This window comes from Lentzea sp. NBC_00516 (genome assembly GCF_036346835.1).
Lineage (GTDB): Bacteria > Actinomycetota > Actinomycetes > Mycobacteriales > Pseudonocardiaceae > Lentzea > Lentzea sokolovensis.
Map to the genome: position 1 here is coordinate 6917665 of NZ_CP107840.1, position 14823 is coordinate 6932487.

Here is a 14823-nt window from a genome sequence, read left to right on the forward strand (position 1 = left end):
CGGATCAGAAGTCGAACTCGGCGATCGGCCTGACGACCACAGCCCCGCCGTCGCGCGAGCCGGGACACTTCGCGGCCCACTCCAGCGCGGCGTCGAGGTCCGGCACGTCGATGATGTCGTAACCGCCCAGCACCTCGCGGGTCTCGGCGAACGGCCCGTCGGTGACGGTGCGCTTCCCGTCCTGTCCGACCTGGACGGTGGTCGCCGTGACCAGGTCGGCCAGCGAGTGCCCGGAGACGAGGACGCCCGCGTCCTTCATCTCCTTCTCGTAGGCGATCCAGTCCTGGACGGTGCAGCTCGCCTGCTGGTCAGAGGCCGCGTAGATCAACAGCATGTACTTCACGAATGCCCTCCTCGGTCCGGTCTTACGGGATCACGACGAGCGGGCAGACGCCAGATCGACACAGGCCCCGAACTTTTTTCGGCGACCCCCGTTTTGGGCCCCGGAACACCCGTCCGGTAAGGTTCTCGACGGAGGATTCGCATAGCGGCCTAGTGCGCACGACTGGAAATCGTGTTGGGTTCACCCCCTCACGGGTTCAAATCCCGTATCCTCCGCTCTCGTTCCGAAGGGCGCCGAACTTCAACGTTCGGCGCCTTTCGCGCGTTGTGGGGGCATGCTGCCCGAAGACCTGATGCTGCTGTTCCTCGACGACGAGACCGGCCGTGTGCTGTCGGACACCGCGTCCATCCACACCGCCCTGGCCGCCGCCGTGCTGCTGGAACTGGTCAACTCCGGGCGGGTGGCGTTCGACGCCGACGGCGTGAAGCTCGCCGTTGTGGACCCGACACCGCTGGAGAACGAGCTCCTGCAGGAGTCACTGATCCGGCTCTACGAGCCGATGGAACCGACGCGGGCGGTGAAGAGGCTGCGCCCTCACGTGCGGGACAACGTGATGGCGCAGCTCGTGGACCAGGGTGTGCTGACGCTCGAGAACACCAGGATGTTCGGGATCTTTCCCACCGAGCGCTACGTGATCCAGGACCCGCAGGTGATCACCGACCTCCGGGACGTCATTTGCAAGGCCGCATGGAGACGCCGGGCGCCGGACGAGCACATCCGCGCGTTGATGTCGTTGCTGTACGCGGTCAACGCCGTGAACGACGTGTTCCGAGGCATCATCGACGGGACCAAGGTCAACGCGCGGGCCGGAGAGATCGCCGACGGCGACTGGGCCGCTGAGGCCGTGGCGCTGATCATGGACACGACATCCAAAGCGACGTCGTGGGGGATAGTGGCCTCGTCGATGTCGGCCGCTTCGTTTGGAGGTTCGCGCTGATGCTGCACGAAGACCTGATGCTGTTGTTCATCAACGAGCAGAACGGAAAACTGCGCGCCGACTCGTCGTCGGTGGAGAACGCGCTCGCCGGTGCCGTGCTCATCGAGCTGGCGAACTCGGGCCGCGTCGCGTTCGATCCCAACGGCAAGAAGCTCCAGATCGTCGATCCGACACCGCTGAAGGACCCGGTGCTGCAGGAGTCGGTGACACGGCTCGACAAGCCGATGAAGCCGCAGCGCGCGGTCGAGCGCGTCCGGAAGCAGTTGCGGGACAACGTGGCCGCGCAGCTGGAGAGCCGTGGCGTCGTGCGGGTGGAGCCGCGGAAGGTGATGGGGATCTTCCCGGCGAAGAGCTACGTGATCACCAAAGAGGCCGCGCAGAACGACGTGCGGAAAGCGGTCACCGAGGTCGCGCACGGCTACCGGGGCGCGGATGCGCGCACCGGGTCGTTGATCACGCTGCTGTACGCGGTGAATTCCGTGCACAAGGCCATCGAAGGCGACAAGCGCGACATGAACAAGCGCGCCAAGGACATCGCCACCGGCAACTGGGCGGGCGACGCCGTGCGCAGGGCGATCGAGGCGATCCAGGCCGGCGTGGGTGCCGCAACGGCAGCTGCCGCCGCCGCATCGAGTGGATGACGCGGCGACGGCAGCAGTAGACGCGGTTACTTCTTCAGGCAGTCGAGAATGTCTTCCAGCGCGAACACGATCCTGTCGACGTTCGCGTCACCCGTGGACGGGCGGGCGCGGACGATCTGCGGGTCGTGGTCGCTCGCCTGGTCGGCGAACTCGGCGTTGATGTGGACCACGTCGTAGCTGAAGCGCGTGATGTTCTTGCTCATCACGAGGTGGTCGAGCGTCTGCGAGTTGCCCTCGAAGACGTAGCTGTACCGCTCGTTCGCGGGCAGCGTGTCGATCAGCGCCTTGAGGTTGCCGTCGCCGGTGAGGGCCTTGACGGCGGGCGAGAACTGGTAGTCGTTCAGGTCGCCCGCAAGCACCACGTTGGCGCCCTTGTCGATCGCGCGGATCTGCTCCGTGAACGTCTTCAGCGACGCGGCCTGCTTGGCGCGCTGCACCTCGGACGAGCGGTTCGGCGGCTGGTTGCGGCCGTGGATGGCCTCGTCGCCGCCCTTGGAGTTGAAGTGGTTCGCGACGACGAAGACCGTGCGGCCGCGGAACTTGAACTCGCCGGCGAGCGGCTTGCGGCTGCTGGCCCACGCGTCGTTGAGCGGGTCGATCCGGCCCGGTGACGCGGAAAGCGCCGCGCGGCCGTTCTTCTTCACGACCTGGACGGGCGTCTTGAAGTCGCCGCCGGGACGGTCCACGAAGGACACTCGCTGCGGGTTGAAGAAGAAGCCGACACGGATGTTGCCGCCGGGCTCGCCGCCGTCCTTGAGGTTCTCCGGGTCGATCTGCCGCCACTGGTAGCGGGGGCCACCCTTGGCGACGATCGTGTCGGAGAACTTCTGCAGCGTCTGGTCCGCCGCGACGACACCGTCGTTGGTCGCGCCGTTGTTGTCCTGGATCTCTTCCAGCACAACGACGTCCGGGCTGCGCAGGTTCGTCGTGACGCCCTCGGCGAGCCGGTCGAACTTCTCCTGCGGGTCGGACGGGTCGAGGTTCTCGACGTTGTAGGTCGCGACCGAGAGCTCGGACTCCTTCTGCTGCGCGGTGATCTCGCGCTGCAGGTTGGACGACGCGTGGGTGCCGAGGTTCAGCGCCGCCAGCGTGTAGCCGCCGAAGTTCGTGTACTCGATGGCGCCGACGGTCGCGCCGGCGAACACGTCACCGACGTTCGAGGCGGGCAGCGTGCCCGCGGTCTTGATCTTCAAGCGACCGCTGTTGGCCTGCTCGTAGCTCGTGTAGGTCGTGCCGCCGCGCAGGTTCTTGTTCTGGTCGGGGTTGACCGTCACCCAGACCTCGCCGAACGTGTTGCTCGGGCCCACGACGCGGGCGTCGTCGACCTGGACGAGCGTGCCCTCGAGCGACTCGAAGTAGTCGAGGCCGTACTTCGCGGGCTCCAGCGGGAGCTGTTCGATGCTGCCGCCCGGAGCGGGCAGGTAGCCGGTCGGGATGTTCTTCACGACGACCGGCGCCGGGATCGGGTTGCCCTTGGAGACCGTGATCGTGGTGGGCGCGGTGATCTCGGTGAGGGTCTGGTTGGAGCCCGTCTCACCGCCCGGCCGGTACTCGGCGATCGTGCCGCTGACCACCACGCTGTCGCCGACGGCCACGGTCGGCGCAGTGCCTGCCGTGTAGACGAAGACGCCCTCGCTGGTGCGCGGGTCGTTGTCCGGTGCCGTGTCCTGGATCCAGAAGCCGCGGTCACCCGAGGCGCGCGTGCCGGTGACGACGCCGGGGACGTTGGTGACCTTCTGGCCGTTGAGCGGCGAGATGCGCGTGACACCCTGGATGTCGCGGATGCGCTTGTCGCCGGGAGTGGGGTCCTCCGGGTCGGGATCCGGGTCGCCGCCGCCCGGGGTCATCTCACCCTTGGAGTTGGTCGGGGTGGGGTCGCCGACGGTGAAGTCCGCGGAGTTGTCGTCCGTGTCGGGGAGACCCGTCTTGCGCGACGCCGAGGTGGTGTTGCTCAGCGCGTTCGTCGCGGTGGCCTCGCGGACCACGGCCGTGCCGAAGCCGACGAGGTCCTTGATCCGCGGGTCGGCCGCGCAGTCGGCGACCGTCTTGCACGTCAGCGCCGCGGTGCCGTTGACCAGCGCGATGGTGCCACCGGTGGCGCTCATGGCGATCGTGCCGGTGGCGTCCGGGGCGGGCAGGTCGACGGTGCCGCCGGTGCCCTTGGCCTGCGCGACGAGGAACGTCTTGCTGGGCGCGATCGAACCGGCCAGCGGGGTGACGCCCCACTGCGTGCTCGCGCCGGGGGTCGCCGAGATGTACTGGACGCTGAAGCCGTCGAGCACGATCGGGGTGGTGCCCTTGTTCGCGAGCTCGACGAAGTCCTGCTTGAGGGTGGCGCCGGAGTTGCCGCCGCCCCCGTAGACCTCAGAGATCAACGCGTCTGTGCTGGGTGCGGCGACGGCGGGGACGGCGGCGAGCACGAGTGCCGCCACCGCTGTCCCGACGACGGGCAGGGTGGGTCTCAAAACTTCCTCCAGGGGATGCGGCGGACCGACGCATCTTTCCCCGATCGAGTGAGCTTTGGTAGCCGTTGTTACTAACGGTTAACCGGTTGGCCCATCAATGATCACTCGAACAAGTGTTCGATCATGGTGTATGCTCCATTTCGGAACGCCGGCCTGTGGGCCCCTCCCAGGCACCGGCCGGCGTCCCTACATTTGGTACGTGGGGATTCCGAGCTACGAGCGCCGCTGCGCCGAGATCATCAACCAGACCGAACTGCTGGTCGCCTCCCTGGACGACGCTGACCTGGGCATTCAGGTCCCGTCGGCCCCGGACTGGACTCTCAACCAACTGCTCCGCCACGTCGGCCACGCACACCGCTGGGCAGACTCGATGCTCCGCGACAGGCTGCCGGAGATCGACTTCTCCCGCAACGCCGCCCAACTCCTGTCCTCGTATGTGGGTGAGTCCCCGTCCGTGCTGATCCCGTGGCTGCGGGAGGGCGCCGCCTCACTCGCGGAGGTGCTCAGGGAGGTAGACCCGGACGAGATGATCGCGCCGCTGGGCGGCTTCCCCGGTCCGCGCGTGTGGTCGCGGCGGATGACGCACGAGACCGTGATCCACAGGTGGGACGCCCTGAACGCGCTCGGCCTGCCGTTCTCGCTGGACCCGGAACTCGCTCAGGACACGCTGCGCGAGTGGACCGGTCTCGCGCTGCCCTATGCGTTCCAGCGGTGGCCCGAGCAGACCGCTCCTCTTGTCGGTTCCGGAACCGTGCACCTGCACGCCACGGACGTCGAGGCGGAGTTCGTGATCGATCTCACCGGTCCCGCGCCGGTGGTCGAGGAGGGGCACGCGAAGGCTTCGGTGGCGTTGCGCGGACCCGTCGTCGACCTCGTGCTGGCTGTCTATCGGCGGCGGTCGGTCGAGGGGCTGGAGGTGTTCGGGGACGCGGCCCTGCTGTCGTCGCTCCTGGAGCGCGTACGTTTTTGACCATGGGGTCACTGAGCTACCAGGAACGCCTGGACACCATCGTCTCCGAGACTTCGCTGCTGGTCACGGGGATCGAGGGCGCCGATCTCTCGATCCCGGTGCCGGCCACACCGAACTGGACGCTCAACCAGTTGTTGCGCCACCTCGGCTACGCGCACCGGTGGATCGCGCAGATGGTCGGGGAGCGGTTTCCGGAGGTCGACAGGTCACTCAGCAAGGCGCACTCGGTCTCCGGATACACCGGCGAGACCGCTGCGGAGTTGGGCCCGTGGTTGGTCGAGGGCGCTTCGCTGATCGCGGACACGATGCCCGTCGACCGCCTGGAGATGATCGCGGTGCTGCGGCCCGGCCGGCCAGGTCCGGACTTCTGGTCGAGGCGGATGGCGCACGAGACGGTGATCCACCGCTGGGACGCCTTCGACGCGCTCGGCCTGCCGTTCGAGGTGGACGAGAGGGTCGCCTACGACACGTTGTACGAGTGGATGACCACGATCGCCTGGATCATCTTCGACCTTCGGCCGGCCGCATCCGAACTGCTCGGTTCCGGTGTCCTGTACTTCGAGACGACGGACACCGCGCAGATGTGGACGGTCGACTTGAGCGGGGCCGAGCCGAGGCTGGTGGACGACGAGGAGAAGTGGTCGGTGGCGGTGCGGGGACCCGTCATGGACATCTTGCTGGCGCTGTACCAACGGCGTGGGGTCACAGGTCTTGAGGTGACCGGGGACGCCGGGTTGGCGGAGCAGTTCCTGGGCGCGATGCGGTTCTGAGAATGCAAGAAGGGCCCCGGATTGCTCCGGGGCCCTTCAACAGCGGTGGCGGTGGGATTTGAACCCACGGAGGCTTTCACCTCACACGCTTTCGAGGCGTGCTCCTTCGGCCGCTCGGACACGCCACCGATAAGAACAATACACAGCCCGCGCGACTGGCTTAACGCTGGGTCCGGAAGAAGCGTTCGAGCAGGTCAGCGCACTCCTGTTCCAGCACACCGCCCTGCACCTCGGGCCGGTGGTTGAGCCGGCGGTCGCGCACGACGTCCCACAACGACGCCACAGCCCCGGTTTTGGGCTCCCAGGCGCCGAAGACGAGACGCGAAACACGGGCGAGCACCAGGGCGCCCGCGCACATCGTGCAGGGTTCCAGCGTCACGGCGAGCGTGCAGCCGTCGAGCCGCCAGCCGTCGCCGTACTTCGCGGCAGCGGCCCGTAGCGCCAAAATCTCGGCATGCGCGGTCGGGTCGCCCAAGGCTTCGCGCGCGTTGCAGGCTTCCGCGAGTACGGAGCCGTCCGGCGCGAAGACGACGGCGCCGATCGGGACGTCCGCGCCTGCGTGCGAGGCCGCTTTCAGGGCGGCTCGGACCATGTCCTCGGCAGTGATCACGCCTGGATCGTGTCGAGCAGCTTCGTGAGCTCGTCGATGAAGCCGATGCGCTGGGCGATCATCTGGAGCTGCTCGTCCGGGTAGAGGTCGACCTCGTCGACGATGATCTGGAGTTCGTGCGAGGGCATGCCCAGGTCGGTCAGGACGCCCAGGTCGCCTTCCGGCCAGAGTTCGTTGTCCTCTTCGTCCGGTGGGTCGACGCGGAGGAGATCGAGGACGTCGGCCGCGATGTCGTAGTCGAGGGCGGCGGCCGCGTCGGACAGCAGCAGCGCCACGCCACCCGGCACGGGACGCAGGATGATGAAGAACTCGTCGTCGACGGCGAGGAGACCGAACACAGCTCCTGTCGACCTCAGTTGGCGCAGCTCCGTGATCGCCGCGTCCAGCTCCGACAGCGCGGAGCTGTCCATCCTGCTGCACCGCCAGCGGCCGTCCTCTCGGACGACCGCGACCGCGAAGCCGTTGACCGGCTCCTGCTGTGTCATGTGCACACCGTAGGGCCCAGACGACCTTCCCGGTAGCCGAGGTGGTGGCACCATCGGAAGATGAGCACAACTACGCCGGACCCCCGTCTCGCCGGATTGCTCGAAGGGGCTCGTTCGCTCCAGCCCCGCACGGTGGCGCTGCGCCGTCAGATCCACCGGCACCCTGAACAGGGACTTCACCTCCCCAAGACGCAGGCCGCCGTTCTGCACGCGCTGGAGGGGTTGCCTGTCAAGGTCACGAAGGGCGAGTCGTCGACCTCGGTCGTGGCGGTGCTCGAGGGCGACCGCCCGGGGCCGACGGTGCTGCTGCGCGGCGACATGGACGGCCTGCCGCTCCAGGAGGCGACCGGCCTGCCGTTCGCGTCCGAAGTGGACGGCAACATGCACGCCTGCGGTCACGACACGCACGTGGCGATGCTGGCCTCCTCCGCGCGGCTGCTGGCGGACCGGCGTGACGCGCTCAAGGGTCGCGTTCTGTTCATGTTCCAGCCGGGCGAGGAAGGCCATCACGGCGCCCGACACATGATCGAGGAGGGCCTGCTCGACGACGGCGTGGAGAAGGCGTTCGCGCTGCACATCACGTCCACGATGAAGTCGGGCGTGGTGACGTGCCGGCCGGGGCCGATGATGGCGTCCGCGGACTCGTTCCACGTGCACGTGAAGGGTCGCGGCGGTCACGGCGCGATGCCGCACAACGCGCTGGACCCGGTGCCCGCCGCGGCCGCGATGGTCGGGGCGATCCAGACGATGCTCGGACGGCGGGTGAGCGTTCACCAGCCCGCCGTGGTGACCGTGGCGCAGATCCACGCCGGCACGACGACGAACATCATCCCCGAGGTCGCCACCCTCGACGGGACGATCAGGACGTTGTCGGAGGAGACGCGCGCGCTCGTGCACAAGGACCTCAAGCAGGCCATCAAGCACACGGCCGCCGCCTACGGGTGCCACGCCGAGGTCAGCATCGTGCCGGGCTATCCGGTGACGGTGAACGACGACGTCGTCGGGCAGCACGTGGTGGATCTGGCGGCCGCGGCGATGGGTCCCTCGTGGAGCGAGCCGATGCAGGATCCGCTGATGGGAGCGGAGGACTTCTCCTACGTGCTGCAGCGGGTTCCGGGTGCGCTGGCGTTCCTCGGGGCCTGCCCGCGGGGCGTCGACCTGGAGGAGGCCGCACCGAACCACTCGAACCGGGTGCTGTTCGACGAGGCCGCCATGGAGCACGGGGTGGCGATGTACGCGGCGTTCGCGCTGGACGCCCTCCGCTAGTTACATGTACGCCTCGCACGGAATGATGGGCGCCGTGCGAGACGTGTGCGTGATCGGACTAGGACTGATCGGCGGGTCCGTGCTGCGGGCCGCCAAGGCTGCCGGGCGCACGGTGTGGGGTGCGACGGCGAGCAAAGAGGACGCGGACAACGCGCGCGCTGAGGGCTTCGACATCGTGAGTGTGGACGAGGCCCTCAGCCGGAGCGCCGAGGCGCTCGTCGTCCTCGCCGTGCCGATGCCCGCGCTGCCGGACCTGCTCCGCAAGGTCCCCGCCGGCACCCGGCTCACGGACGTGACCAGCGTCAAGGGGCCCGTGCACGACGCCGTGCACCGGTACGCGAAGGACGTCCGCTTCGTCGGCGGGCACCCGATGGCCGGCACCAGCAAGAGCGGGTGGGGCGCCGGCAGCAAGACCCTCTTCCAGGGCGCCGCGTGGGTCGTCACGCCCGAGGAGGCCGACGACCACCTCAACGACGTCATCCAGCTCGCGCTCGACCTCGGCGCGCACGTGGTGCCGACGACGCCGGAGGAGCACGACGAGGCGGTGGCGCGGATCAGCCACCTGCCGCACATCATGGCGGCGATCCTGGCCGCGGTCGGGGCGGACGGCGGGCCTCTCGCCATGGCGCTTGCGGCGGGCAGTTTCGGGGACGGCACACGGGTCGCGGGGAGCAGGCCGGAGCTCGTCAGGGCCATGTGCGAGGGGAACCGGGACGCGCTGCTGATGGCCGTGGACGACGCGTTGGGACGGCTCGGCGCGGCACGGGGTTCGCTGGCGTCCACCGGTGGTCTGGCGAAGACCATCGAGGCCGGGCACGACGGCCGGAACGTGCTGGTCAACCAGCCACAGCGCACCAGGATCACGATCGATCTGACCAAGCCGGGAGCACTCGCGGCGCTGCGGAATCTTGGGTCTCGTGGCGGACGTGTGGTTGGGCTGAACGGCAGCACCGCGCAAGCGGAAACGTCGTAGGGTCGCCGAGTGGATCGACGGACGCTCGCCGGCGGACTCGGTGGACTCGCGCTCGTCGTGGCCGCCGTCGTGGTGCTCCGGGCCGGTGACGCGCCGGACACCCTCAAGAAGGAAACGGCTGACGGCGTCGAGGTCGTCGCGCTCCAGGAGCCGGTGAAACCGTCCAACGCCAGGGCTCAGGCGCTGGACGTGGACGCGCTGCAGATCGCGTGGAACGGGTCGGCGCCGGCCTACGAGGTGCGCTGGAACGGCAACGAACAGCTCGTGCCCGGTCCCGAGGTCGAGCTGCCGAACCTGAACTCCGACACCCAGACCGAGGTCGAGATCCGGGCGGTCAGCGCGACCGGCAGGCGCAGTGAGCCGCTGAAGATCGCCGCGACGCCCAAGGACGTCTACAACGGCAAGTGGGAGGACCAGCTCGTCGGCCAGGCGGACAGGTTCGACGGCCCGGAGGCGCTCGATCCGCGGAAGTGGCGGGTCGAGGCGGAACCGGAGTGCCTGGGGCTCAGGCAGTTCGGGCAGAGCAAGCGCATCGACGTCGACTGCCCGATGGCCGCCTTCCAGAGCAACACCCCGATCCGGTTCGGAGTGCCTGCGAGTGACGGCGCGACCGGCCGGGCGATCATCAGCGTCGCGGGCGCGGTCGAGTCGAGCCACGTGCGGCTGACGTTGCTGCCCGATCCGTGGCAGTACCTGAAGGAGACCGACGCGCAGCCGAAGGGCGCGGTCAGCCTCGACATCACGACGCAGGGCACGCGGATCGTCGCCGACCCCGATCTTCCCCGCACCGGCAAGCAGATCGATCTGGGCGACGCACCGATGACCGGGCTCGTCGCGGGCGTGCGGCACCGCTGGGAGATGCGGGTGCTGCCCGAGGCCGTGGTCGCGTTGCGGGACGGCGTCGTGGTCGCCTACGAGCCCGTCGCGATCAGGGATCGGCTGGTGCACCCGCGGATCCGCATCGACGGCGGCGGTTTCCTGGACGCGTTCGGCGTCGGGGGCGTGCCGGAACGCGTCGTGCCCACCGAGGTCATCTCGCTCGACAAGGACGTCGAACTGCCGCAGGACGTCGTGGCCGCGAAGCTCGTCAGGCCGGACGCGGGCCAGGTCACGGTCACCGAACTGCCGCTCAGCGCGGGAAAGGTCGCCGCCCAGGAAGCCCAGCTCGTCGTCATCCGCAAACCCGAGAGCCGCCCCGGCACGCTCCCCCGGCTCGCGGACCGGCCCGGCGGCATCAAGACCGGCGAGCCACGGCTGCACGTCATGCACGAGGACGGCACCAAGCCCCCGCAACCGTTGCCCGGCAAGGGACGCGTCCTCATCACGGCCGAGGTCAACGCCATCGGGCACCGCGGCATCGAGCTCGAACTCGACGGCAGGCGGATCGTCGCGATGCCCACCAACGAGCAGGGCCCTGGCGTTCCGGGCAGGCACGAGTTCTGGCTCGACACCACGAAGCTGACCCCTTCGGCGCACGCTCGGCTCAAGCTCAGCGTCCTTCCGGCGGACGGTGGCGAACCCGTTATCGCGGAAACCGTGTTCGAGCTGGGGTGAACGCCCTAGCGTGACCGCTATGAAGCGGGTCGCCTTCGTCGTCGTGGGCCTCGCGCTGGTGGCGGGCGTGATCGTCCTGCGCGACACCGGCGGGAGCGACTCGGGCCTGCCCGTAGCTCCCCCGGCACCGACGAAGCTCAAGCCGTACGTGGCCGAGCAGGTGCTGGTGCCGGGCCCACAAGGTCGTCCCGGCGCTCCCACGAACGTCGTCGCGATTGCCGGCCACCACAAGATCCGGCTCAGCTGGACCGGGGACGCGCCGGCGTACGAAGTGCGGTGGGGCGAAAAGGTCAGGTTCATCACCCGTCCCGGCACCCAGCTCAACGGCCTGGAGAACGGCCGTGAGCAGCAGATCGAGGTCCGCGCGGTCGACTCGTTCGGCCAGCGATCGCAGCCCGCTCAGACCAGAGCGACCCCTCTCCCCGACAACGCCCCGTACACGTTCGTCGACCGCTTCGACTCCTCCGACGAACCCGACCTCCAGCTTTGGAGGCTCTCCAAGCGCACCGACTGCGCCCGCGCCACCAGCGGCGACGAGGACGACCACGACCGGCTCGTGATCAGCAGCAGCTGCGGCACCCGCGCGGTGACGCTGCGGTCGCGCACGCCGTTCGTCCGCAGCGACGACGAGAGCCGACTCGTGGTCGAGACCGACGCTCCGAGCACCGGCGGCAAGCTGCTGCTCGACCTCGTGCCGGGCCCGGTCAGCGTGCAGGGCGAACCGGTGCTCCCGAACACCGTCCGAGCCACGGTCTCCACCGACAACTCCGGCAACTCGATCGTCGAGCTCGTCCCGAACGGCACCGCGCTCAAGCCCGTGCCGGCTGCCCTGCCGGGTGTGACCGTGCGCTGGGAGGTCGTGCTGACTCCCAGAGGCATCGAGGTCATGCGCAACGGCGACGTCCTCGCCACCTCGCCGTTCGTGCCGCCGTGGCGCGAGGCGACCGCGCTGGTCGGCGTCGCGGCACTGGCGGGCGACCGGATCCGCGCCGGCGTCGACCTGATCGGCTACCGCACCGCCAAGGCCGACGCGCCGCTCGCCGGCCCGACGCCGCAGGTCCGCGTGGACGGCCCCGCGAGCACGAGCGCCAACCCCATCGCGGACGTCACCGCAGGTCAGCTGCGCATCGCTCTCATTCCGTCGCGCGAAAGCGAGCCGGTCACCGCCGTCAAGGTCAACGGCGTCCAGGTACCGCTCAGGCCTGCGATCGAGGGCACGCCCTGGAAGCCCGGCGCCGAGTACCCGGCCGTCGCCGATCTGCCCAAAGAGGCCTTCACCGACAACCTGAACGTGCAGCTCGTCACGCAGGAACGCATCCAGGTCACCCACACCGACGTCGAACTGACCGGCCCGAAGAAGGAGCCGCGACGCCAGCCCGGCACACCCCTGGTGGAGGCCAAGCCGACGCTCGCCGACCCGATCCCCGAGGTCCTGGACGCGAGCGGCCAGCCCATCGAGAACGGCGCCGCCTTCAACCGCGGCCGGGTCGTTCTGGAGGTCCGGGTCAACGCCCTCGACGTGGCCGTGGCGGGCCTCGCCGGGTTCGAGATCAGGCTCGACGGCAACCACGTCGCCACCGTCCCGACGACGGCCGACGGTCCCGCCGCCGCGGGCCGGTGGCGGATTTCACTCAACACGGGGGCGATGACCGCGGGAGCGCACGCCATCGAGGTGAAGGCCTTCAGCACCGATTCAGAGGTGCACCCCGAGACGGGTTACGTTCCTTTTTTGCTCAAGCCGTGAATGCCGCAAGATGGACGTATGGCACGCGCACTGATCATCGACGCCGCCCGCACGCCGTTCGGGAAGTACCGGGGAGGTCTGTCCGGCATCCGGGTGGACGACCTCGCGGCGCTGCCCATCGTCGACCTGCTGCGCCGCTACCCGTCGCTCGACCTGGCGCGCATCGACGACGTGCTGCTGGGTGACGCGAACGGCGCCGGCGAGGACAACCGCAACGTCGCCCGCATGGCCTCGTTGCTGGCGGGACTGCCGGTCTCCGTGCCGGGCGTGACACTGAACCGGCTGTGCGCCTCGGGTGGCGAGTCGATCATCCAGGGCGCGCGGGCGTTGATCACCGGAGACGCCGACCTGATCGTCGCCGGTGGTGTCGAGGGGATGTCGCGGGCGCCGTTCGTGACGGCCCGCCCGGACAAGGCCTTCCCGGATCGCCTGGAGACCGTCTCGACGGCACTCGGCTGGCGGCTGGTGAACCCGCGGATGCCCAAGCACTACACCGTGCCGCTGGGCCTGGCGGCCGAGAACGTCGCCCACGAACTCGGGATCACCCGCGACCAGATGGACAACTTCGCCCTGCGCTCACACCGTCGCGCCGCCGCGGCGTGGGATGCCGGTGTGCACGAGGGTTTCGCGTTCCCCGTGCAGTTGCCGGACGGAACGGCGATCCGGCGCGACGAGAATGTCCGCGCCGACACCAGCATCGAGAAGCTCGCGAAGCTCAAGCCCGCGTTCTCGGAGACCGGTTCGGTGACGGCGGGCAACGCATCACCGTTGAACGACGGCGCTTTGGCTGCATTGCTTGGCACAGAGGCGATTGCGTCCGAACTGGGCGTCGAGCCGCTGGGCGAGGTGCTCGGGTCGGCGACCACCGGCGAGGAGCCGCACCGGTTCACCATCGCGCCCGTGTCCGCGATCCGGAAACTGTTGAAGCGCCTGCACATCGAGGCCGAGCAGGTCGACCTGTGGGAGATCAACGAGGCGTTCGCCGCGATGGCCCTGTCGGTGGTGCACCACCTTCCCGAGATCGACAAGGAGAAGGTCAACGTCCACGGCGGCGCGATCGCCTACGGCCACCCGCTCGGCGCCTCGATGCCGCGCGTGATCGTCGACCTGTGCCGCCACCTGCGGCAGCGTGGCGGCGGCATCGGCATCGCGGCGGCCTGTGTCGGCGTCGGCCAGGGTGTGGCCGTGGCGGTCCGCGTCTAGTCCTTCGAGTGCAGGATGTCGCGCGCCTGCTCGGCCGCGCGGACGATGCTCTCGCTGACGAAGTCGAGGAACCGCGCGATGTTCTCCAGCCGGGTGGAGGCAGGGGTGCCGGAGCCGAGGACGCCGGAACCCTGCCGCGCGGCCTCGGCGAGCTTCGTCGTGCCGGCGGCGCTGGCGATCATCGACTGGTACCAGATGTCGCCGTCGTCAACGACGTAACGCTCGCGGCGGCGCTCGTCGCGTTCGCGCCCGATCAGGCCCTGACTTTCCAGGTAGGACATGGCCTTCGAGACCGAAGCCGGACTGACCTGCAGGTGCCCCACCAGTTCTGACGCGGTCAGGCTGCCGGAGTCGGTCGCGTAGAGACTCGCGAGGGCCCTCGCCGGCATCTTCGACAGGCCCTGGCCCACGAAGATGCCCGAGAACAACTCCTCGAACTCCCGCACCGCCTCCAGGTCACGGCCGTCCGCGCGCTCGGCCGCTGGTCGGCGAGGTGCGGCCTGCTTGCGCCGTTGCGCACGGCGTTCCGTTGCGAGGTGGGCGATGTCGGCCTTGTACCCGGCCGGACCTCCGTTGCGCATCACCTCGCGCGTGATCGTCGAGGTGGGCCGGTCGAGGTTCCTCGCTATCTCCGCGTACGCGAGGCCGTCGGACAGGCCGATGGCGATCTGACGGCGTTCCTCCTGGGTGAGTCGACCTCCTGGCATTCCAGGACCATAGCTTTCACCTTCATCTCATTGCAACAGTCGTTGCATTAGATCTACATCCCGTTGCAACGATCTTGCGGCTTTGAGCTGCGTCGATGCGCTTCCATCGCAACGAACTCGTTGCCTGAATCTGGAAACGCAACGTAGCTTTTCGC

General features: G+C 68.9%; 14 protein-coding genes and 2 tRNA genes. 10 read left to right on the plus strand and 6 right to left on the minus strand.

Annotation, left to right across the window (positions count from 1 at the left end):
- Nucleotides 1–4: 4 nt before the first annotated feature.
- Entirely contained in the window at nt 5–343 is a 339-nt protein-coding gene (locus tag OG205_RS31450; protein WP_319976132.1) for a YciI family protein, read from the minus strand.
- Between the two features lie 130 nt (nt 344–473).
- Between OG205_RS31450 and OG205_RS31455 the strand changes: the two genes are divergently transcribed.
- The 3 genes from OG205_RS31455 to OG205_RS31465 all read left to right on the plus strand — a co-directional run bounded on the left by OG205_RS31455 (nt 474) and on the right by OG205_RS31465 (nt 1921).
- A tRNA-Ser gene (locus OG205_RS31455) sits at nt 474–558 on the plus strand.
- 59 nt (nt 559–617) lie between these two features.
- Entirely contained in the window at nt 618–1280 is a 663-nt protein-coding gene (locus OG205_RS31460) for a GOLPH3/VPS74 family protein (protein WP_330271585.1), read from the plus strand.
- Complete coding sequence (locus OG205_RS31465) at nt 1280–1921, plus strand: GOLPH3/VPS74 family protein (RefSeq protein ID WP_330271586.1); 642 nt, start codon at nt 1280–1282, stop codon at nt 1919–1921. The genes OG205_RS31460 and OG205_RS31465 overlap by 1 nt, the downstream gene beginning before the upstream one ends.
- 26 nt (nt 1922–1947) lie before the next feature.
- On the opposite strand, the gene OG205_RS31470 is transcribed toward OG205_RS31465, so the two are convergent.
- Nucleotides 1948–4386: an endonuclease/exonuclease/phosphatase family protein gene (locus OG205_RS31470; RefSeq protein WP_330271587.1), complete on the minus strand. Its 2439-nt coding sequence runs from the start codon at nt 4384–4386 to the stop codon at nt 1948–1950.
- A 199-nt stretch (nt 4387–4585) separates the two neighbouring features.
- Between OG205_RS31470 and OG205_RS31475 the strand changes: the two genes are divergently transcribed.
- Together OG205_RS31475 and OG205_RS31480 are read left to right on the plus strand one after the other, a co-directional pair.
- Nucleotides 4586–5356 carry a maleylpyruvate isomerase family mycothiol-dependent enzyme gene (locus OG205_RS31475; protein ID WP_330271588.1) on the plus strand — a complete coding sequence of 257 codons (771 nt, stop codon included), beginning with the start codon at nt 4586–4588 and terminating at the stop codon, nt 5354–5356.
- 2 nt (nt 5357–5358) lie between these two features.
- Nucleotides 5359–6126 carry a maleylpyruvate isomerase family mycothiol-dependent enzyme gene (locus OG205_RS31480; RefSeq protein ID WP_330271589.1) on the plus strand — a complete coding sequence of 256 codons (768 nt, stop codon included), beginning with the start codon at nt 5359–5361 and terminating at the stop codon, nt 6124–6126.
- Nucleotides 6127–6169: 43 nt separating this feature from the next.
- On the opposite strand, the gene OG205_RS31485 is transcribed toward OG205_RS31480, so the two are convergent.
- From OG205_RS31485 to OG205_RS31495, 3 genes are all read right to left on the minus strand, one after another.
- Nucleotides 6170–6254: transfer RNA gene (locus tag OG205_RS31485), tRNA-Ser, on the minus strand.
- A 32-nt stretch (nt 6255–6286) separates the two neighbouring features.
- On the minus strand, nt 6287–6718 hold the full coding sequence (locus tag OG205_RS31490) for a nucleoside deaminase (RefSeq protein ID WP_330278270.1): 432 nt from the start codon (nt 6716–6718) through the stop codon (nt 6287–6289).
- 14 nt (nt 6719–6732) lie between these two features.
- Nucleotides 6733–7221, minus strand: coding sequence for a tRNA adenosine deaminase-associated protein (locus tag OG205_RS31495; RefSeq protein ID WP_319976138.1), 489 nt, complete (start codon nt 7219–7221; stop codon nt 6733–6735).
- A 60-nt stretch (nt 7222–7281) separates the two neighbouring features.
- Between OG205_RS31495 and OG205_RS31500 the strand changes: the two genes are divergently transcribed.
- Genes OG205_RS31500 through OG205_RS31520 form a run of 5 tightly spaced genes read left to right on the plus strand, consistent with a single transcriptional unit; the run spans nt 7282 to nt 13961 of the window.
- Nucleotides 7282–8487, plus strand: a complete 1206-nt coding sequence (locus tag OG205_RS31500) for a M20 metallopeptidase family protein (RefSeq protein WP_330271590.1) — start codon at nt 7282–7284, stop codon at nt 8485–8487.
- Nucleotides 8488–8491: 4 nt separating this feature from the next.
- A complete protein-coding gene (locus tag OG205_RS31505; protein ID WP_330271591.1) occupies nt 8492–9460 on the plus strand; it encodes a prephenate dehydrogenase in 969 nt (322 codons plus the stop codon).
- Between the two features lie 9 nt (nt 9461–9469).
- Entirely contained in the window at nt 9470–11014 is a 1545-nt protein-coding gene (locus OG205_RS31510) for a hypothetical protein (RefSeq protein ID WP_330271592.1), read from the plus strand.
- 19 nt (nt 11015–11033) lie between these two features.
- Nucleotides 11034–12758, plus strand: coding sequence for a hypothetical protein (locus OG205_RS31515; protein ID WP_330271593.1), 1725 nt, complete (start codon nt 11034–11036; stop codon nt 12756–12758).
- 18 nt (nt 12759–12776) lie between these two features.
- A complete protein-coding gene (locus OG205_RS31520) occupies nt 12777–13961 on the plus strand; it encodes a thiolase family protein (protein WP_330271594.1) in 1185 nt (394 codons plus the stop codon).
- Here the strand turns inward: OG205_RS31520 and OG205_RS31525 are convergent.
- Nucleotides 13958–14668, minus strand: coding sequence for a helix-turn-helix domain-containing protein (locus OG205_RS31525; RefSeq protein WP_330271595.1), 711 nt, complete (start codon nt 14666–14668; stop codon nt 13958–13960). The genes OG205_RS31520 and OG205_RS31525 overlap by 4 nt on opposite strands.
- Nucleotides 14669–14823 lie beyond the last annotated feature (155 nt).